Source organism: Stenotrophomonas sp. GQ19 (genome assembly GCF_059758695.1).
Genome location: NZ_JCAXES010000009.1, coordinates 148,822 through 168,116 on the forward strand (window position 1 = coordinate 148,822; position 19,295 = coordinate 168,116).

Consider the following 19,295-nt stretch of genomic DNA (forward strand, 5'->3'; position numbering starts at 1 on the left):
CCGGCCCTTTCCTGCCAGTGCTGCCTGCATGCAACGTCGCGACTTCATCCGCAATGCCTCCCTGGCCTTGGCCGCGATCGGCTTCCCGGCGCTGCCGGCCTGCGCCGCGCAGGGCAGCCAGGTGGGCCTGCGCCGGCTCGGCCAGCCGCAGCCGTTCGATTTCGCCACCCTCAAGGGCCAGGCGCGCGCGCTGTCGCAGGCCGCCTACCAGACCCACAGGCGCACGTTGCCCGGGCCGCTGGAAGCGTTGGACTGGGACCAGTACCAGTCCATCAGCTACCGCCAGGACCATGCGCTGTGGGCCGACAAGCCCGGCAAGTACCAGGCCAAGTTCTTCCACCTGGGCCTGTACTTCCATTCCCCGGTGCGGATGTTCGACGTGGTCGACGGCACCGCGCAGGAGCTGGCCTACGACCCGGCCGCGTTCGATTACGGCAAGAGCGGGCTGAAGGGCAGCCACCTGCCGGCCGACTTGGGGTTTGCCGGCTTCCGGCTCAACACCCGCCAGGACACCAACCGTGATTTCGCCGCGTTCCTGGGCGCCAGCTATTTCCGCGCCGTGGGCAAGGAAGGCCAGTACGGCCAGTCGGCGCGTGGCCTGGCCATCGACACCGGCATGGGCAAGCCCGAGGAATTCCCGGACTTCATCGCCTATTACCTGGAACAGCCGGCGGCCGACTCCAACACCCTGGTTGTCTATGCGCTGCTGGACTCGCCCAGCGTGGCCGGCGCGTACCGGTTTGCGATCACCAACGGCGACACCCTGCTGATGGACATCGACTGCGCCCTGTACCCGCGCAAGGCCATCGAGCGGTTGGGCATCGCCCCGTGCACCAGCATGTACCAGGTGGGCGAGAACGACCGCCGCATGGCCTGGGACTGGCGCCCGGAAATCCACGATACCGACGGCCTGTCGATGTGGACCGGCAGCGGCGAGTGGATCTGGCGCCCGCTGTGCAACCCGCACAACCTGCGCTTCAACATGTTCGTGGACAACAACCCGCGCGGCTTCGGCCTGCTGCAGCGCGACCGCAACTTCGACCACTACCAGGACGACGGGGTGTTCTACGAGAAGCGCCCGTGCCTGTGGGTGGAACCGAAGGGGCAGTGGGGCAAGGGCTCGGTGCAGCTGGTCGAGATCCCCACGGTGGATGAAACCTTCGACAACATCGTGGCGTTCTGGAACCCGGAGGCCAAGCCGCAGCCAGGCCAGGAGCTGTTGCTGGGCTACCGCCTGTACTGGGGCGCGCAGCCGCCGGCCCGCACGCCGCTGGCGCATTGCGTGGACAGCCGCACCGGGTTGGGCGGGGTGATCGGCAAGAAGCGGGCGTACTTCTCGTGGCGCTTCGCGGTGGATTTCGAAGGCGGCGAGCTGGCCGCGCTGATCGACAAGGGCGAGGTGGAAGCGGTGGTCCAGGCCAGCCGAGGCCGCGTGGAGATCGTGTCGGCGCGCCCGCTGCGCGAGATCAAGGGTTACCGCGCCATGTTCGACCTGGTCCCGCCGGACGATTCCACCGACCAGATCGACATCCGCCTGTACCTGCGCAGCGGCGGCAAGACCCTGACCGAAACCTGGCTGTATCAGTACAGCCCGCCGCCGAAGGGCGCGCCGGAGCGCACGCTGTACTGAGGGCAGGCGAACCGTTCCAGACGTAGCGCCGGGCTATGCCCGGCTGCTGCTCACATCGGCAACTGTGCCTGGGCCGGTTCGATCTTGCCTTCGCCCCGCGTGATCTTCTTGAACTCGGCCCGGCTCACCGACACGTAGCGCTCGTTGCCGCCAATCTCCACCTGCGGGCCGTCCTGCACCGCATGGCCGTGCTCGTCCACCCGCACGGTCATGGTGGCCTTCTTGCCGCTGTGGCAGATCGTCTTGATCTCCTGCATCTCGTCGGCCCAGGCCAGCAGGTACTGGCTGCCTTCGAACAGCTCGCCGCGGAAATCGGTGCGCAGCCCGTAGCACAGCACCGGAATGCGCAGCTGGTCGACCACCTCGCTGAGCTGCCAGACCTGGCTGCGGCTCAGGAACTGCGCCTCGTCGACCAGCACGCAGCCGAGCTTCCCGTGGGCCTCCAGGTCCTGCGCAATCAGCCGCTGCAGGTCGGTGTCGCGGTCGAAGGCCACGCCGTCGGCCTTCAGACCGATCCGTGAAGCCACCACGCCCCGCCCGGCGCGGTCGTCCAGGCGCGGGGTCAGGATGGCCACGCGCATGCCCCGTTCCCGGTAGTTGTGCGCCGACTGCAGCAGCGTGGTGGTCTTGCCGGCGTTCATCGCCGAATAATAGAAATAGAGCTTGGCCATCGGCCAATTCTAGACGCCCGGCCGGCTCCCGTGGCTGCCCGGCGGGGCCGGCGGACGCAATCGTCCGCCGCGGCCGGGCCCTCCGACCCGGCCGGGCGGCCCGGTACAATGCTCCTCCCCCGGAGATGGCATGCACGGTCTCAATCCCCCCCAAAGCGCCGCAGTGCTGCACTGCGAAGGTCCTCTACTGGTGCTTGCCGGCGCCGGTAGCGGCAAGACGCGCGTGATCGTGGAAAAGATCGCCCAGCTGATCGCGACCAAGCGCTACCCCGCGCGGCGCATCGCGGCGATCACCTTCACCAACAAGTCGGCCAAGGAAATGCGCGAGCGCGTGGCCAAGCGCCTGCACGGCGGGGATGCCGAGGACGTCACCATCTGCACCTTCCACGCGCTGGGGCTGAAGTTCCTGCAGATCGAGCACGCCGCGGTGGGGCTCAAGCGCGGCTTCTCGATCTTCGATGCGGACGACGCCACCTCGCAGGTCAAGGACCTGATGTACGGCGCCAAGCCCGACGACATCGAGGACGTGAAGAACCTGATCTCGCGCGCCAAGAACGCCGGCCTGTCGCCCGAACAGGCCATGGCGGCGGCGCGCAGCACCCGCGAGAAGGAAGCGGCCAGCGTCTATGAGCGCTACCAGCTGCGCCTGACCGCGTTCAACGCGGTCGACTTCGACGACCTGATCCGGCTGCCGGTGCAGGTGCTGGAAGAGAACCCCGAGATCGCCGTGGCCTGGCGCGAGCGCATCGGCTACCTGCTGGTCGACGAATGCCAGGACACCAACGATGCGCAGTACCGGCTGCTCAAGCAGCTGGCCGGCAGCAAGGGCAACTTCACCTGCGTGGGCGACGATGACCAGTCGATCTACGCCTGGCGGGGCGCCAACCCGGAAAACCTGCAGCAGATGGCGCGCGACTATCCGGCGCTTGAAATCATCAAGCTGGAGCAGAACTACCGCTGCTCCAACCGCGTGCTGCGCGCGGCCAATGCGCTGATCGCCAACAACCCGCACGAGCATCTGAAGAAGCTGTGGAGCGACCAGGCCGACGGCGAGCGCATCCGCGTGTGGGAGTGCCGCAACAGCGAGCATGAAGCGGAGAAAGTAGCCGCCGAGATCTCCTTCCTGGCGACCTCGAAGAAGATTCCGTGGAGCGATTTCTGCATCCTGTTCCGCGGCAATTTCCAGTCGCGGCCACTGGAAAAAGCGCTGCAGCTGGTGCGCGCGCCGTACCACATCACCGGCGGTACCGCGTTCCTGGAACGCCAGGAGGTCAAGGACACGCTGTCGTGGCTGCGCCTGCTGGTGAACCCCGACGACGATACGGCGTTCATGCGTGCGGTGCAGTCGCCCAAGCGCGAAGTGGGTGCCGGCACCCTGGCCAAGCTGGCTGAACTTGCCTCGGAGAAAGAGCTGCCGATGGCGCACGCGGCAGAAGCCATTGGCGCGTTGTCGCAGCTGCCACCGCGCGCGGCCAACGGCCTGAGCCGCTTCACCGACATCCTGCGCGACCTGCGCGCGGAGATGCCCAAGCTCAGTTCCGGCGACCTGGTGCGCAAGCTGGTGAAGGAATCCGGGCTGGTCTCCGAACTCCGCAGCGCGTGCAAGGAAGAATCGGTCTACCAGCGTCGGCTGGGCAACCTCGAAGAACTGGCGCAGTGGTTCGAAGGCGGCCCGCGCGGCGCCACCACCGCCGACCTGGCCGCGCAGCTGGCGCTGTTGTCGCGCAACGACAAGGACGACGGCGGCAACCAGGTGCGGATGATGACCATGCACGCCTCCAAGGGCCTGGAATTCCCGTACGTGTTCATCATCGGCTGCGAGGATGGCGTGCTGCCGCACCAGGTCAGCCTGGACGAAGGCAACCTGCAGGAAGAACGGCGCCTGCTGTACGTGGGCATCACCCGCGCCAAGGTGCAGCTGTGGATGAGCTACAGCAAGCTCACCCGCAAGTTCGGCGAGCACGTGCGGCTCAAGCCGAGCCGGTTCTTCGATGAAATTCCGGCCGAGGAAATGCAGCGCGACGGCGCAGACCCCGTCGCCGACGCCGCGCGCAAGAAAGAGCGCGCCAGCGCGGGCCTGGCCGCGATCCAGGCACTATTCGACTGACCCACTGCACGGGTAGAGCCGACCGTTGGTCGGCTGCCCGAAGCGCGTCGGCTGCCATGCCCCGCCTCGAAGAGCAGCCGACCAACGGTCGGCTCTACCGTGTTCGGGGCGCGCATTGCACAATCGGCGTATCGCCTTCCACCGGTACCCGCATGTCCGCCGTGATCCAGACCGAACGCCTGCACCTGCGCCTGATCGATCCCGATCACGATGCGGCCGACATGCTGGCCCTGCTGAACGAGCCGGGCTTCATCCGCAACATCGCCGACCGTGGCGTGCGCACCCTGGCGCAGGCGCGCGACTACACCGCCGAGCGCGTGCTGGGCAGTTACACCCTCAATGGTTTCGGCATGTACGCGATCATCCGCCGCAGCGACGGTGCGTGGCTGGGCAATGCCGGACTGGTGCGCCGCGACGGCTTGCCCGCCCCGGACATCGGCTACGCGCTGCTGGCCCAGTACGAGGGCAACGGATACGCGTTCGAAGCCGCGCGCGGGGTCATGCACTACGCCCGCGACGTGCTGGGCCATACCGATCTGTACGGCATCGTGTCGCCGGACAACCTGCGTTCGGCTGCGCTGCTGCGCAAGCTGGGCATGGAAGACCGCGGCGACCTGCTGCTGCCGCCACCGCATGGCGGGGATGTCGTGCTGCTGTTCGCCACCCCGGGCGCCCCGGCCCCCTGACGCCGACAACCGGGCACGCAACACAGGGTAGAGCCGACCGTTGGTCGGCTGCCCTTGGCCGGACAGATCACGCAAACACCACGAGGTAGAGCCGACCGTTGGTCGGCTGCCCTTAGCCGGACAGACAACACAAACACCACGAGGTAGAGCCGACCGTTGGTCGGCTGCCCCTCACCCCCCCAACTGCGCGCGCAACTCCGCCAACTGCGCCTGCAACTCCGCCACCGTGGCTTCCAACTGCTGCACGCGCGCTTCCAGCGCCGGGCTGCCACCGCCACCGCTCGACGAAGACCCCTTGTAGCTCTCCGCCAACGCCTGCACGTCCACCGGGCCAGCCAGCAGGTGCATGTAACGGTCCTCGCGCTGGCCGCTGGCGCGCGGCAGCTGCACCGCCATACCGCGCTGGATCATGCGTTCGATGTGGTGGCGCACTTCCTCGGCGTCCTGGAACTGGAACAGGCGCTCGCTGCGGGTGAGCAGCTCGTTCACCGTCTGCGGGCCGCGCAGCAGCAACAGGCCCACGATGGCCAGCTGTTGCCGGGTCAGATCCAACGCACTGCCGGCGCGGTGCTCGTAGCGCTCGGCCCGCGAGGAGAACTGCTGGCGCGCCAGGCCCAGGCTTTCCAGCTGGCGCAGCGCGTGGTGCACATCGCCGGCCGACAGCGCCATCACCGGCTCGCGCGCGGTCTTCTGGTTGGCGGCCACCTGGGCGGCATTGACCGTCAGCGGGTAGGCGTCCGGGGTGGTCGCCTCCTTCTCGATCAGGCAGCCCAGGGCGCGGGCCTGGGCCGCGCTCAGCACGGGCAGGGCGGGGGTCTGGGTGTCGTCGGTCATGGCGCGCTCCGGGGTGTTTCAGGGGCGTGCAGCATAGCCGAGCCCCGCCGATGGCATGAACCGGGCCGGACAAGCCGGTAAACTGGCGCGACTTTGTTGCTGGTGACCCCGATGCGTCGTACTGCTGCTGTTTCCCTGTCCGTGCTTGCCTGCGCCGTGATGGCGTTGAGTGCCTGCAAGCGCACCGAAGCCCCGGCCGATGCCGCCCCGCCGGCCGCCGCTGCGGCCCCCGCCGGCGCGCCCGCTGCCAGCGCCGATGCCGCCGTGTCGGCCAACGACAACCTCAACGCGGTGCTGTGGATGCAGCGCGCGCAGGAATACCGGGCCATCACCGAGCAGACCTACCGCGCCGCCGCCGACCACCTGGACAAGGCGCTGAAGGAACCCAACTGGGACGCGCTGGTGTCCGAAGAGCGCGGCAACGCCGCCAAGGGCCTGAAGCCGGCCGTGGTGCTGGACGTGGATGAAACCGTGCTGGACAACTCGCCCTACCAGGCGCGCCTGGTGCGTGACGGCAAGGAATACGACGAGATGACCTGGGACCAGTGGGTGGCCGAAAAGAAGGCCAAGGCGATCCCCGGCGTGGTCGATTTCGCCAAGGCCGCCAATGCCAAGGGCGTGACCCTGCTGTACATCTCCAACCGCGCCGTGCACCTCAAGGAGGCCACCCTGGCCAACCTGCGCGCCGAAGGCCTGCCGGTGGCCGACGACAGCGTGTTCCTGGGCCTGGGCACCGTGGTGGAAGGCTGCGAGCAGGCCGGCAGCGAGAAGAACTGCCGCCGCCGCCTGGCCGGCCAGAAGTACCGCGTGCTGATGCAGTTCGGCGACCAGCTGGGCGACTTCGTGGAAGTCACCGCCAACACCAACGACGGTCGCGACGCACTGCTGCAGCAGTACCACGACTGGTTCGGCGAGCGCTGGTGGATGCTGCCCAACCCGACCTACGGCGGCTTCGAGCCGGCGCAGTTCAACAACGACTACAGCCAGTCGCGCCAGGCCCGCCACGACGCCAAGCGCGCCGCGCTGGACTACGCGCCGTGAGCCGCGCCCCGCTGCCGCTGCGCGATGACGAGCGCCTGATCTTCGCGCTCGATGTGCCGGGCCGCGACGAAGCGCTGGCGTGGGTGGACCGGCTGGGCGACAGCGTGTCGTTCTACAAGATCGGCATGGAACTGCTCGCCTCCGGCGAGTACTTCCAGGTGCTCGAGACGCTGGCCGCGCGCAACAAGCGCGTGTTCGTCGACCTGAAGTTCTTCGACATCCCGGCCACCGCCGCGGCGGTGATCAAACGCCTGTCGCAGTGGCCGGTGAGCTACGCCACCATTCATGGCTGGCACCCGGCCATGATGGCGGCCTGTGCGGCCGCCAACGGCAGCGACATGCGCCTGCTCGCGGTCACCGTGCTGACCTCGATGGGCCATGAGGACCTGCGCGGCATGGGCATCGACCGCGAACCGGTGGACGTGGTGGTCGAGCGTGCACTGGCCGCCCAGGCCGCCGGTATCGACGGCGTCATCGCCTCCGGGCAGGAAGCCGGGCCGATCCGCGCCGCCACCGGTGCCGGTTTCTCCATCGTGTGCCCCGGCATCCGCCCCGGCGGCCCGGTGGGCGACGACCAGAAGCGCACCGTGGGCGTGGCCCAGGCGTTCGCCGACGGCGCCGATGCCATCGTGGTGGGTCGCCCGATCCGCCTGGCCAGCGACCCGCGTGCCGCCGCCGACGCCATCCAGCTGGAAATCGCCACCGCCTGGCGCGCCCGCCAGGCCTGAGCCCGCGGGCCCGCCCGACCCGCCGCCGCGACGTTGTGCGGCGGGTGGGCGACCACCCGCCGGGCACACGCCCCACATGCGATGGCGGCACGACCCCAGAACAACGCCGACGGCTCTTCTCAGCAGGCCATCGCCCGCCACACCCGGTAGGGTCGCGCCCCAGCCGACCGCCGCGATGCACCCCACATGCGATGGCGGCATGACCCCCGAACAACGCCGACGGCCTTCCCGGACGCCGCGCCCACGCATCAGGAAACGCCGCACTCCCGGTGAACTGGGATTACGCACCCGTTCCGCTGCCCCTCCCTGCGATGGAATCCATCCTGCCGGTGCATTCCTGCCCGGCCTGTTTCCATCAACGCAATGGAGGTGCCGCATGCATGTCTTCCCCCGACTGGCCCTGGCCGCCGGTTTCCTTGCCCTGTCCCTTGCCGCACACGCAGCACCCGCGCTGCCCGGTGGCGAGCCCGTGCGCCCGCTGATCATCGGCGGCGAAGACGCACTGCCTGGGCAATATCCGTTCATGGTCAGCCTGCAGCGGCTGGATTTCGGCGACTCCGACCACACCCGGCACTGGTGCGGCGGCACGCTGATTTCCCCGTCCTGGGTCCTCACCGCCGCCCACTGCGTCGAGGGTGCCCAGCCCGCCGGGTATGCGGTGCTCGGCGGCGCCACGACGCTGGACGCCACGGCCCGCGAACGGCCGTCCAACATCCGCGCCATCCACGTGCATCCCGCGTTCGACAGCAACACCCTGGTCAATGACGTGGCGCTGATCCAGCTGCGCGAACCCCTGGCCGGCGTCACCCCGGCGCAGATGCTGGAGGGCAGTGATGCCGGTTACCTGCGGGCCGGGCGCCGGTTCGATGTGATCGGCTGGGGCGACACCGGGCTGGAGGGCGACGCTGCCTCGCCCACCGTGCTGCAGACCGTCAAAACGCCGTTCGTGTCGTTCCGCACCTGTCGGCAGGCCTATCCCGGGCTGCAGGCGGGTGCGGTCATCTGCGCCGGGGAAGAAGGCATCGACAGCTGCCAGGGCGACTCGGGCGGGCCGTTGCTGGTGCAGCGGCGCGGCGCCTGGACGGTGCTGGGCGTGGTCAGCTGGGGGCAGGGCTGCGCCCAGGCCGGCTACCCGGGCGTGTACGCGCGGCTGGGCGATGGTTACATCAAGGACTTCATCGCCGCGACCTGGCTGGGGGACTGACACCGGCGGGAAACGCGCGGCGCGGTACTGTGGGCCGATGTACCGTGGCAGTGGGAGGGCGACGCAGCGGCGTCGCCCTCCCGCGTGTTCCGGCACGAAGAGCGCCTGATCGCCACGGATTGCCACTGATCGAACCCCGTTCGGTTCCATTCCAGGGGGCTGGGCCGGGTTGGCCGGTGGGTGGCTTGCCGCGTCAGGGGCGCAGGCCGCAAGATGCGATCCGGTCCGGGGAGTCCGAATTCATGTCCATGTCGTCCAAGTCGTGGCAGTACCGGGGGCAGGCAATGGCCCTGGTCCTGTGTGGGGCGCTGTTGGTGGGGGCCTGCAAGCGGGACCGGATCGATCCGGATGCGCCGGCCGCCGAACCGGTGGCCGCACTGCAACAGCTGGCCCGGCACGTGGCCGACAACGACCTGCTCGGCTACGCCCGCGCGTCGGTACCGCCGGCCCACTACATGCGCCTGCAGGCCGCCTGGGCGCAGGGGCACAGCCGTTGGCCGCTCACCGAGCTGCCGCTGGATGGCCAGCTGTTGCCGATGCTGGCCTCGCTGTCGCGGCCGGACGCACCGCAGCGCCTGCAGCGCTCGTTCGATACCCAGATTGCCGGCCAGGCCACCGGCGTGCGCCAGGCGGCGCACTCGATGGGCCTGTTCGGCGTGCAGTACCTGCGCAACCAGAGCGACTACACCGATGCCCAGCGCGCCCATTACAGCCAGGTGGTGGACGCCCTGAGCAAATGGGCGGCGGCCGCGCCATTGACCGACAAGCAGCGCGCCCGCACCACCATCACCCTGCTCACCGCCACCGCGCGCACCGCCGGGTTGTCCACCGATGCGCAGCTGCAGGCGGCCGGCATGGAAGAGTCGCTGCGCCGCCTGGCGCCGTTCTTCAAGGCGTTCAAGACCGCGCTGGCCAGCTACGGCCTGGCGCTGGATGAGGCCTTGACCGGCCTGCGCGGCGAGCTGGTGTCCGAACTGGGCAACGACGCGGTAGTGCGGGTGCAGTACCCGCTGGCAGGCGAGCAGATCGAGGCGCAGGTGCGCATGACCCGCCGTGATGGCCACTGGTACGTGGCCCGCACGCTGGAACAGGCCGACGCGCTGCTGCAGGCCGCCGACGCCGCGCAGGCCGCGCAAGCTGAACATGACGCCGCCGAGGCGGCCAAAGCAGAGGCCGCCGCACAGGTCAAGGACGGTGCTTCTGCACCGGCTAAGCCATAATGAAGCCGATGCCGAACCAGAATCCCCTGCCTTTCCCCGGCGAAGAGCCGCCCAAGACCCCGGACGCTTCGTCCGCGTCGCCCGACAGCGTGGCCGCCACCGGCGCCCCGGCCGATCCCGGCCAGGCGACGGCGGCCCCCTCTGCCGAGGTCGACCCGGCCAGCGTCGCGCCCGCCGCGATCGTGCCCGGCACCCGCGCCCCGGTTGGCCGCCGCCCGTGGTGGGCGCGCCTGCTTGGCCGCCTGGTCGAGCCGTGGCTGTCGCTGAAGATCGAACCCGAACACCCCGGCCAGTACAACGACGGCCGCCCGGTGGTCTACGTGCTGGAAGACTACGGGTTGTCCAACGCGCTGATCCTGGACAAGGCCTGCCGCGAGGCCGGCCTGCCGTCACCGCTGGTGCCCATCGCCGGCGACCCCACCGGGCGCAAGCGCGCCTACGTGGCGCTGTCGCGGCGGAGCAGCAGCAACTCGCTGATTCCCGAGCAGCGTGGCGCCAAGACCCATTCCGATTCGCTGGCCAAGGTGCTGCAGGCCCATCGCGCGCGCGATGAGCTGGACGTGCACCTGGTGCCGGTGTCGATCTTCGTCGGCCGCGCCCCGGACAAGCAGAGTGGCTGGTTCGCGGTGCTGTTCTCGGAAAACTGGGCGCTGGTGGGTCGCTTCCGCCGCCTGCTGGCCGTGCTGCTCAACGGCCGCAGCACCATCGTGCGGTTCGCCCCGCCGATCTCGCTGCGCAGCACGATCGACGAGGGGCTGGACCCCGAGCGCACCGTGCGCAAGCTGCAGCGCGTGCTGCGCACCCATTTCCGCCGCATCCGCGAGTCGGTGATCGGGCCGGACCTGTCCACCCGCCGCCTGCTGGTGGACAAGGTGCTGGACGCCGATACCGTGCGCGAGGCAATCGCCTCGCAGGCCAAGCGCGACAACTCCAAGCCGGCCGATGCCTGGAAGAAGGCGCATGCCTACGCCTGGGAAATCGCCGCGGACTATTCCAGCCCGGTGGTGCGTTCGGCCAGCTTCATGCTCAGCCATGTCTGGAACCGTATCTACGCCGGCGTGCTGGTCCATCACCTGGACAAGTTCAAGGCGGCCGCGCCCGGGCACGAAGTGGTCTACGTGCCCAGCCACCGCAGCCACATGGACTACCTGCTGCTGTCCTACCTGCTGTACGACCGGGGCATCGTGCCGCCGCACATCGTGGCCGGCATCAACCTGAATCTGCCGGTGGTCGGCACGCTGCTGCGCAAGGGCGGTGCATTCTTCATCCGCCGCTCGATCCGCGGCAATGCGCTGTACTCGGCGGTGCTCAGCGAGTACGTGGCCCAGCTGGTGGCCGGTGGCTATTCGATCGAGTACTTCGTCGAAGGCGGTCGCTCGCGTACCGGGCGCCTGCTGCAGCCCAAGGGCGGCATGATCTCGATGACGCTGCGCGCGTTCCTGCGCCAGCCGCGCAAGCCGGTGCTGTTCCAGCCGGTCTACATCGGCTATGAAAAGCTGATGGAAGGCGGCAGCTACCTGGACGAACTGTCCGGCCGGCCGAAGGAAAAGGAATCGATCTGGTCGCTGCTGTGGTCCATTCCCAAGGTGCTCAAGCAGAACTACGGGCAGGTGGTGGTCAACTTCGGCGAGCCGATCGCGCTCAACGACGTGCTCGCCCAGCAGGCGCCGGACTGGAACGGCCAGCCGGTCAGCGAAGACGAGAAACCGTCGTGGCTGTCGGGCACCGTCGACCACCTGGCCGAGCGCATCCAGGTGCATATCAACGGCGCCGCCGACGTCAATCCGATCAATCTGCTGGCGCTGGCGCTGCTGTCCACGCCCAAGCACGCGATGGGCGAAGCCGACCTGATCGCGCAGATCGAGCTGTGCAAGACCCTGCTGGTTGAAATGCCGTACTCGGACCGGGTCACGGTGACCCCGCATTCGCCGGACCGCATCATCGCCCACGCCGAGGAAATCAACGTCCTCACCCGCATCAAGCACCCGCTGGGCGACGTGCTCAGCGTCAGCGGCGACACCGCGGTGCTGCTCAGCTACTTCCGCAACAACGTCATCCACCTGTTCACCGCGTCGTCGTGGGTGGCGTGCTGCTTCCAGAACAACCGCCGCATGAGCCGCACCGGCCTGGTCCAGCTGGGCCGCACGGTGTATCCGTTCCTGCAGGCCGAGCTGTTTCTGCCGTGGACCGAGGAAGAGTTTGCCCAACGCATCGAGCAGACCATCAACGTGTTCGTGCGCGAAGGGCTGCTGCAGAACGTCAACGACGACGACGGTGGCATCCTGGCGCGCAATACCGGGCAGACCGATGAAGTGTTCCGCCTGCGTGCCATCGGCCATTCGCTGCAGCAGGCATTCGAGCGCTATTACATCGCCATCTCGGTGCTGGTGAAGAACGGCCCCGGCACGCTGGGTGCGGCCGAGTTGGAAAGCCTGTGCCAGCAGGCCGCCCAGCGCCTGAGCCTGCTCTATGCCCCGGCCGCGCCGGAGTTCTTCGATCGCACGCTGTTCCGCGGCTTCATCCAGAAGCTGCGCGAACTGCGCCTGGTGTGGCCGGACGAGAACAGCAAGCTGCTTTTCGACGACCGCCTGGACGCGTGGGCCAAGGACGCCAAGTTCATCCTCGGCCGCGAGCTGCGCCACACCATCGAACGGGTGAGCCCGGAAGCGGCCAAGCCGGAAGAACCGGTCAGCACGGATTGACGGAAGCGGATGCGCCGAGGCGCATCCGTCCGACCGCACCGTCGGCGGGCATCGCGACGGACCGCAGCCGACCAACGGTCGGCTCTACGCGGGTTCGTCTGGAATCAGCATGTCGGCCAGCTTGGCGATGCAGTCCTTCAACTGCAGCTTGCGCCGCTTCAGGCGCTTGGCTTCCAGTTCGTCTTCGCCGTTGGCGGCCATGCGCTGGATCTGCTCGTCCAGCACGCGGTGTTCCTGCCGGAGTTCGGCAAGACGGACACTGATCTGCTCGGGTGTGAGGGTATCCACAGCTGTCGAGCATACACATCTGCGATGACGCCCGGGAGTGAACGCAGTCACGTCGGGGTCCCTGTGAGGGTGCCCCCCAGCCGGTAGAATGACACCATGCATTCCGCCGTCATCCGCCTGCCCGATCCCGTCCCACGCGCCCGCGATCCGCGCGCGGCCGACGCCGTGCAGGACAAGCTGGCGCGGCGCCTGCGCCGCCAGGTGGGCCAGGCCATTGCCGACTTCGGCATGATCGCCGACGGCGACAAGGTGATGGTGTGCCTCTCCGGTGGCAAGGACAGTTACACCCTGCTGGACGTGCTGCTGCAGCTGCAGAAGAAGGCGCCGGTGCGCTTCGAGCTGGTGGCGGTCAACCTGGACCAGAAGCAGCCGGACTTTCCCGCGCACGTGCTGCCGCAGTACCTGGAATCGATCGGCGTGGCCTACCAGATCATCGAGCAGGACACCTATTCGGTGGTCAGCCGGGTCATTCCGGAAGGGCGCACGATGTGTTCGCTGTGCTCGCGGCTGCGGCGCGGCGCGCTGTACCGCCACGCGGCGGAAAACGGCTTCAGCAAGATCGCCCTGGGCCACCACCGCGATGACAGCGTGGCCACCTTTTTCCTCAACCTGTTCCACCACGCCAAGCTGTCGGCCATGCCGCCCAAGCTGCGCAGCGACGACGGCCAGCACGTGGTGATCCGCCCGCTGGCCTACGTGGCCGAGGACGACATCCGCGCGTATGCGCAGGCCCGCGCGTTCCCGATCATTCCGTGCAACCTGTGTGGCAGCCAGGACAACCTGCAACGCCGCCAGGTGGGCCAGATGCTGCAGCAGTGGGAGCAGCAGCACCCCGGCCGCATCGACCAGATCGCCCGCGCGCTGGGCACCGTCGAGCCGTCGCAGCTGGCCGACCCGGCCCTGTTCGATTTCATGGCGCTGGCCCGAAGCCCGGCCACCGCCGTGCCGTCCCCGCCGTCGGCCTGGGCCGACGACACCCCCGACATCGGCGGCGCGACCGGGCCGGCCTGAGCCGCCCACCGCCCCGCCTTCCCTTCACGACCTACTTCGGACTTCCATGTTCTTTCGCAACCTGACGCTGTTCCGCTTCCCGACCGCCACCGATTTTTCCGAAGTAGACACCCTGCTGCCGCAGGTGCTGCTCAAGCCGGTGGGTCCGCTTGAAATGAATTCGCGTGGCTTCATCTCGCCGTTCGGCCGCGAGGAAAAGACCGTGTTCTCGCACCGCATCGGCGATGCGCTGTGGCTCACCGTGGGCGGCGAGGACAAGATCCTGCCGGGCGCGGTGGTCAACGACCTGCTGGCGCGCAAGCTCGAGGAGATCGAAGAGAAGGAAGGGCGCAAGCCCGGCGGCCGCGAGCGCAAGCGCCTCAAGGACGACCTGCTGCACGAACTGATGCCGCGCGCCTTCGTGAAGAGCTCGCGCACCGACGCCCTGATCGACCTGACCCACGGCTACGTGGCGGTGGACAGTTCCAGCCGCAAGACCGGCGAGAACGTGATGTCCGACATCCGTGGCCTGCTCGGCAGCTTCCCGGCGATGCCGCTCAACGCCGAAGTGGCCCCGCGCTCGATCCTGACCGGCTGGATTGCCGGTGAGGAACTGCCCACCGGGCTGAGCCTGGGCGAAGAGTGCGAGATGAAGGACCCGGCCGAGGGCGGTGCGGTGGTCAAGTGCCAGCACCAGGAACTGCGCTGCGACGAGATCGACAAGCACCTGGATGCCGGCAAGCAGGTGACCAAGCTGGCGCTGGTGTTCGAGGACAACCTGTCCTTCGTGCTGGGCGACGACCTGATCGTGCGCAAGCTGAAGTTCCTGGACGGCGCGCTGGACCAGCTCGAACACGCCGACGACGACGGCCGCCGCGCCGAACTGGACGCCCGTTTCGCCCTGCAGAGCGGCGAAGTACGGCGCCTGTTCCTGCTGCTGGAAGAGGCCTTCAAGCTCAGCAAGGCCGACTGAGCCACCGGCGCCATCGCGTAGAGCGGGGCTCTGCCCCGCTGCTTTACGCACCCGGTAGAACGGGGCTCTGCCCCGCTGATTCCGCCCGGTACCAGAACAGGTAGAGCGGGGCTCTGCCCCGCTGCTTCACGCACGTGGCGCCTGACCCGAAAGGCAGCGGGGCAGAGCCCCGCTCTACGTCTGGGTACCCGGTGGCGCCCTGAACAGCGCGCAGTCATGCGCCGGTCACTGCCGGCGCTATGCTGTACCCATGTCCGGATTCCTCCGCCGCCTCATTTCGCCGGCTGCCCCCACCCTGCAGCGCGACACGGTTCGACTGCGGCTGGAAGATGCCGAGATCGACGTGCTGCGCGTGCGCGATCCGCGTGCGCGGCGGATCAAGCTCAGCGTCGACGAACGGGGCGTGCGCCTGACCCTGCCGCCGCGGGCCAGCCTGGTGATGGGCGAGCGTTTCCTCGAACAACACCGCGACTGGTTGTCCACGCAGCTGCGCAGCTACCAGGCGCAGAACCTGCCGCCGCCGCTGGTGATCGGCGAGCCCGGCGTGTTGCCGTTGCGCGGTGCGTTGCTGCCGTTGCGGTGGGAAAGCGGTCGCTTCGCGCACATGCACGTGGACGGCGAGGGCGCTTGCCTGCACTGGCCGGCGCGCGGTACCGACGCCACGCTGCGCCGCACCCTGCGCGAATTCTACGAAGCACAGACCCGCGCCGATGTGGGCCAGTGGCTGCCGCGCTACCTGCCCGCGCTGCCGCGCGCACCGGCACGGCTGCGCCTGAAGGTGATGTCCTCGCAATGGGGCTCGCTGGCGCCCGACGGCAGCATGGCCCTGGACCTCGCGCTGGTACTGGGCCGGTCATCGGCCTTCGAGTACGTGCTGGTGCACGAACTCTGCCACCTGATCCAGGCCAACCACTCGCCGGCCTTCTGGGCCGAGGTCGAGCAGCGTTTTCCGGCGTGGCGGCAGGAGCGTGATTATTTCCAGGCCGAAGGACGGCGGTTGAAGGCCACGCTGCGGCAACTGCTGACCCCCACCCCGTAGAGCCGACCGTTGGTCGGCTGCGTAGCCCGGTGGTAGAGCCGACCGTTGGTCGGCTGCCTAGCCCGGTGGGTAGAGCCGACCGTTGGTCGGCTGCCCATGACATCCAGGCCCCCGAGGTTGCCGGCCAGCGGCCGGCACTACCGGTATCTTCCGTACCGACCAACGGTCGGTACCTACCGGGTAGCGCGGTCGGTACCTACCGGGTGGCGCGGGCGGTGGCGGCCTGCGCCCAGCGGGCGGCCACGCGGGGGGCGGTGATGCACACGGCCTGGTCGGTGACGGTGGTGACGGCGCGTTCCAGCAGTTGGATGTCGGCCTCGTGCTGGCGGGCCACGTGCGGGTCCTCGAAGAAGATCGCGCGCTGGCAGTGGCCTTCCAGCACGCGGTCGGCGATCTGCGCGTCGCCGCCCATCGGGCCGCTCTGGTAGCGCTGCACCCAGGCCTGGTCCTGCGGCCAGCCGCGGCTCCAGGCCAGCTCGTTGAGGCGCTGGCCGGTGGTGCCGGTGCCCACGCGGTGGGCGAAGCGTGAGAGCAGGTCGAAGTGCTCGTCGGCAAAGGCCAGGATGGCCGGCTTCATGGCGTCGTGCGCAATCAGTGCCAGGGTCTGCCGTTCGAACGCATGCAGGTCGTCGGCGCCCGGATCGGCGGCCAGCCCGGCGTGCACGCGCTCCACTTCCACCCAGTCGCGCGCGGTGGCCACGGTGGAAATGAACGGTTTGCCGTGGATCACACACTGGCGCTTGAGCGCGGTGGCCTCGGGGAAGATCGACGAAGGGTCCACCGGGTCCATCAGGTAGATCGCCCCGTCCAGCGTGCGCTCGGGCGAGCCCATGCCGACCACTTCGGCCACCAGCTTCATCAGGCCGCCCTCGCGCCCGTTGGGATAGCGCTTGAGCGGGGCGAAATCGGGCAGGAAGCCCAGCCGCTGGATCGCATCGAAGGTGCGCCCGACCGCATGCAGCTCCACGCCCAGCTCGCGCAGGCCACCGTCGCAGGCGCGCAGCCAGCGGAACAGGGCGGCGTGCTTGTCGTGGTGGTGCAGGCGGTTGGCGGCCAGGCCGATGCGCATGGGGATGATCCGGTAGGGAGGGGCAATCGGCATTCTATGTCGCTTCCCGTGCTGCGGAACTGCGAACCCGGGCACGCGTCTTCACGCATTTTCGTATTAGTTGCATAGCCCGGCAGCGGGCCATAACCGACAGTGGAGGTCGTCAGTCAATCAGGAAAACCCGCCATGGCTCTCTCCCAGGTTCCCAAGGACATGTCGGTCCAGTCCCTTGCTGCGGATCGCAGTGCCCGCATCCGCGCGCTGGGTAGGCTGCTGCGGCATGCCGCCAGCGGCGATGCCGACGTGCTGCTGGTCGGGCTGGCACGCATGCTCGACGCGCACATCGACAACGATCATGCCGATGACGCCAGCAATGGACGTATCCGCGACCAGCTGGACGAGATTGAACTGCTGCTGGCGCTGGAAATCGAGCGGGCCGGTGTGCGGGCCGCCCCGGTGTTGTCGAACGCGGCGTAAGGGCAGCCGGGCAGAGCCCGGCTCTACGGCGCCGCGCGTTTCGTGGCCTGCCGGGCCACGTTCGGCAACCGCGCGCAGCGCGGTCGCCCCATCCCGCCACGTTACACCGCCAGCAGCTGCGCGATGCTGGCCGCCGCATCGCGGCCCTCGGCCACGGCGGTGACCACCAGGTCGGCACCGCGCACGGCGTCGCCGCCGGCGAACAGGCGCGGGTGCGCGGTCTGGAACGGCAGGCGGTCCTTGCCACCGGCGATGATGCGGCCGTTGTGGCCGGCTTCCACGCCGCGCTCGGTCAGCCACGCCGGGGTGCTGGGCGAGAAGCCGAAGGCGATGATCACCACGTCCGCTTCCAGCAGCGATTCGCTGCCTTCGATCGGCACCGCGTTGCGGCGGCCCTGCGCGTCGGGCTCGTCCAGGCGGGTTTCCACCACCATCACCCCGATCACCTCGTCATCCGCGCCGGCTTCAATGGACAGCGGCTGGCGGTTGAACAGGAAGCGCACGCCTTCCTCGCGCGCATTGGCCACTTCGCGTGCCGAGCCGGGCATGTTGGCTTCGTCGCGGCGGTAGGCGCAGGTCACCTTGGCCGCGCCCAGGCGCACCGCGCTGCGTACGCAGTCCATGCCGGTGTCGCCACCGCCCAGCACCACCACGCGCTTGCCCTCCAGGTCGGGCAGGGCGATCTGGTCTTCCCAGCCGGCAATGGGCCGGCCGTGCGCGTCGCTGCCGCCGACGATGCGGCTGTTCTGCACCAGGAACGGCAGCGCCGGCAGCACGCCCTTCAGGTCCTGGCCGAGCAGGCCGCCGTCGGTATAACGGTAGGCGCCGGTACCGACGAACACCGCGTCGTACTCGGCCAGCAGCTGGTCCACGCTGACGTCGCGGCCGATCTCCACGCCCAGCCGGAACTGCACGCCCATGCCTTCGAGCACGTTGCGGCGGCGGCTGATCACGGCCTTGTCGAGCTTGAAGCTGGGGATGCCGAACTGCAGCAGCCCACCGATCTGTTCGTAGCGGTCATACACCACCGCCTGGATGCCGGCATGCGCCAGCTTATCGGCGCAGGCCAGCCCGGCCGGGCCGGCGCCGATCACCGCCACGCGCTTGCCGGTGGGCTCCACGGCAGTCATGTCCGGGCGCCAGCCGGTGGCCAGCGCGGTGTCCACGATGTACTTCTCGACCGCGCCGATGGTGACCGCGCCGAACTCTTCCAGCGTGCAGCTGCCTTCGCACAGGCGGTCCTGCGGACACACCCGGCCGCACACTTCCGGCAGCGGGTTGGTGGAGTGGCAGAGCGTGGCCGCTTCGTGGATGCGGTTTTCCTGCACCAGCTGCAGCCACTGCGGGATGGCGTTGTGCACCGGGCACTTCCAGCTGCAGTACGGGTTGCCGCAGTCCAGGCAGCGGCCGGCCTGGAACTGGGCGTCTTCCTTGCCGAACTTGCCGTACAGCTCGCCCCAGTCGCCGGACGTGCGCAGTTCGACGGGAATGCGCTGCGGCATGGTCCGGGGCAGGTCGAGGAACTGGAAGGCTTGCTTGCGGCTCATGGGTGGGCCCTGCGTTGTTCGGTCGCCGGGCAGAGCCCGGCGCTACGGAATGTTCGGGTTGCCGGGCAGAGCCCGGCACTACGATTTTTGGGTTGCTGGCCAGCGGCCGG

The 19,295-nt window shown here is 68.8% G+C and carries 17 protein-coding genes; 12 read left to right on the forward strand and 5 right to left on the reverse strand.

Translation table 11 applies throughout. The annotated features are described in order from the left end of the window. Window positions 1-28: 28 nt before the first annotated feature. Window positions 29-1,630 carry an OpgD/OpgG family glucan biosynthesis protein gene (locus AC6CHL_RS16460; protein WP_498295374.1) on the forward strand — a complete coding sequence of 534 codons (1,602 nt, stop codon included), beginning with the start codon at window positions 29-31 and terminating at the stop codon, window positions 1,628-1,630. A 50-nt stretch (window positions 1,631-1,680) separates the two neighbouring features. Here the strand turns inward: AC6CHL_RS16460 and AC6CHL_RS16465 are convergent, their stop codons facing one another. Further along, entirely contained in the window at window positions 1,681-2,301 is a 621-nt protein-coding gene (locus AC6CHL_RS16465) for a thymidine kinase (protein ID WP_428711487.1), read from the reverse strand. Between the two features lie 130 nt (window positions 2,302-2,431). On the opposite strand from AC6CHL_RS16465, the gene AC6CHL_RS16470 reads away from it, so the two are divergent. Continuing rightward, window positions 2,432-4,408, forward strand: coding sequence for a UvrD-helicase domain-containing protein (locus AC6CHL_RS16470; RefSeq protein ID WP_038691421.1), 1,977 nt, complete (start codon window positions 2,432-2,434; stop codon window positions 4,406-4,408). A 152-nt stretch (window positions 4,409-4,560) separates the two neighbouring features. After that, a complete protein-coding gene (locus tag AC6CHL_RS16475; RefSeq protein WP_038691419.1) occupies window positions 4,561-5,094 on the forward strand; it encodes a GNAT family N-acetyltransferase in 534 nt (177 codons plus the stop codon). A gap of 171 nt (window positions 5,095-5,265) precedes the next feature. On the opposite strand, the gene AC6CHL_RS16480 is transcribed toward AC6CHL_RS16475, so the two are convergent. Then, entirely contained in the window at window positions 5,266-5,928 is a 663-nt protein-coding gene (locus AC6CHL_RS16480; protein WP_313244858.1) for a YceH family protein, read from the reverse strand. A 111-nt stretch (window positions 5,929-6,039) separates the two neighbouring features. Here AC6CHL_RS16480 and AC6CHL_RS16485 point away from each other — a divergent pair, with 111 nt between their 5' ends. The 5 genes from AC6CHL_RS16485 to plsB all read left to right on the forward strand — a co-directional run bounded on the left by AC6CHL_RS16485 (window position 6,040) and on the right by plsB (window position 12,823). Then, entirely contained in the window at window positions 6,040-6,969 is a 930-nt protein-coding gene (locus AC6CHL_RS16485) for a 5'-nucleotidase, lipoprotein e(P4) family (RefSeq protein WP_038692698.1), read from the forward strand. After that, window positions 6,966-7,697 carry an orotidine-5'-phosphate decarboxylase gene (pyrF, locus tag AC6CHL_RS16490; protein WP_038691415.1) on the forward strand — a complete coding sequence of 244 codons (732 nt, stop codon included), beginning with the start codon at window positions 6,966-6,968 and terminating at the stop codon, window positions 7,695-7,697. Before AC6CHL_RS16485 ends, pyrF begins: the two co-directional genes overlap by 4 nt. 376 nt (window positions 7,698-8,073) lie before the next feature. Next, window positions 8,074-8,901 carry a S1 family peptidase gene (locus AC6CHL_RS16495; protein ID WP_448132662.1) on the forward strand — a complete coding sequence of 276 codons (828 nt, stop codon included), beginning with the start codon at window positions 8,074-8,076 and terminating at the stop codon, window positions 8,899-8,901. 242 nt (window positions 8,902-9,143) lie between these two features. Next, window positions 9,144-10,121 (forward strand): hypothetical protein, encoded by a 978-nt coding sequence (locus AC6CHL_RS16500; RefSeq protein ID WP_498295376.1) that lies wholly within the window; start codon window positions 9,144-9,146, stop codon window positions 10,119-10,121. Next, window positions 10,121-12,823: a glycerol-3-phosphate 1-O-acyltransferase PlsB gene (gene plsB, locus AC6CHL_RS16505; RefSeq protein ID WP_448132664.1), complete on the forward strand. Its 2,703-nt coding sequence runs from the start codon at window positions 10,121-10,123 to the stop codon at window positions 12,821-12,823. The genes AC6CHL_RS16500 and plsB overlap by 1 nt, the downstream gene beginning before the upstream one ends. Window positions 12,824-12,907: 84 nt before the next feature. Here plsB and AC6CHL_RS16510 read toward each other — a convergent pair whose 3' ends face one another. Next, entirely contained in the window at window positions 12,908-13,111 is a 204-nt protein-coding gene (locus tag AC6CHL_RS16510; RefSeq protein ID WP_038691406.1) for a YdcH family protein, read from the reverse strand. A gap of 96 nt (window positions 13,112-13,207) precedes the next feature. Between AC6CHL_RS16510 and ttcA the strand changes: the two genes are divergently transcribed. The 3 genes from ttcA to AC6CHL_RS16525 all read left to right on the forward strand — a co-directional run bounded on the left by ttcA (window position 13,208) and on the right by AC6CHL_RS16525 (window position 16,113). Continuing rightward, a complete protein-coding gene (gene ttcA / locus AC6CHL_RS16515; protein WP_498295378.1) occupies window positions 13,208-14,122 on the forward strand; it encodes a tRNA 2-thiocytidine(32) synthetase TtcA in 915 nt (304 codons plus the stop codon). A 46-nt stretch (window positions 14,123-14,168) separates the two neighbouring features. Beyond that, entirely contained in the window at window positions 14,169-15,074 is a 906-nt protein-coding gene (locus AC6CHL_RS16520; protein ID WP_038691402.1) for a recombination-associated protein RdgC, read from the forward strand. A gap of 250 nt (window positions 15,075-15,324) precedes the next feature. Beyond that, window positions 15,325-16,113, forward strand: coding sequence for a M48 family metallopeptidase (locus tag AC6CHL_RS16525; protein ID WP_038691400.1), 789 nt, complete (start codon window positions 15,325-15,327; stop codon window positions 16,111-16,113). A 196-nt stretch (window positions 16,114-16,309) separates the two neighbouring features. Here AC6CHL_RS16525 and AC6CHL_RS16530 read toward each other — a convergent pair whose 3' ends face one another. Then, window positions 16,310-17,182 (reverse strand): methylglyoxal synthase, encoded by an 873-nt coding sequence (locus tag AC6CHL_RS16530; RefSeq protein ID WP_447596169.1) that lies wholly within the window; start codon window positions 17,180-17,182, stop codon window positions 16,310-16,312. Between the two features lie 165 nt (window positions 17,183-17,347). Here AC6CHL_RS16530 and AC6CHL_RS16535 point away from each other — a divergent pair, with 165 nt between their 5' ends. After that, window positions 17,348-17,638 carry a hypothetical protein gene (locus AC6CHL_RS16535; RefSeq protein ID WP_159498706.1) on the forward strand — a complete coding sequence of 97 codons (291 nt, stop codon included), beginning with the start codon at window positions 17,348-17,350 and terminating at the stop codon, window positions 17,636-17,638. 101 nt (window positions 17,639-17,739) lie between these two features. Here the strand turns inward: AC6CHL_RS16535 and AC6CHL_RS16540 are convergent, their stop codons facing one another. After that, window positions 17,740-19,185, reverse strand: coding sequence for an FAD-dependent oxidoreductase (locus AC6CHL_RS16540; RefSeq protein WP_141059614.1), 1,446 nt, complete (start codon window positions 19,183-19,185; stop codon window positions 17,740-17,742). Window positions 19,186-19,295 lie beyond the last annotated feature (110 nt).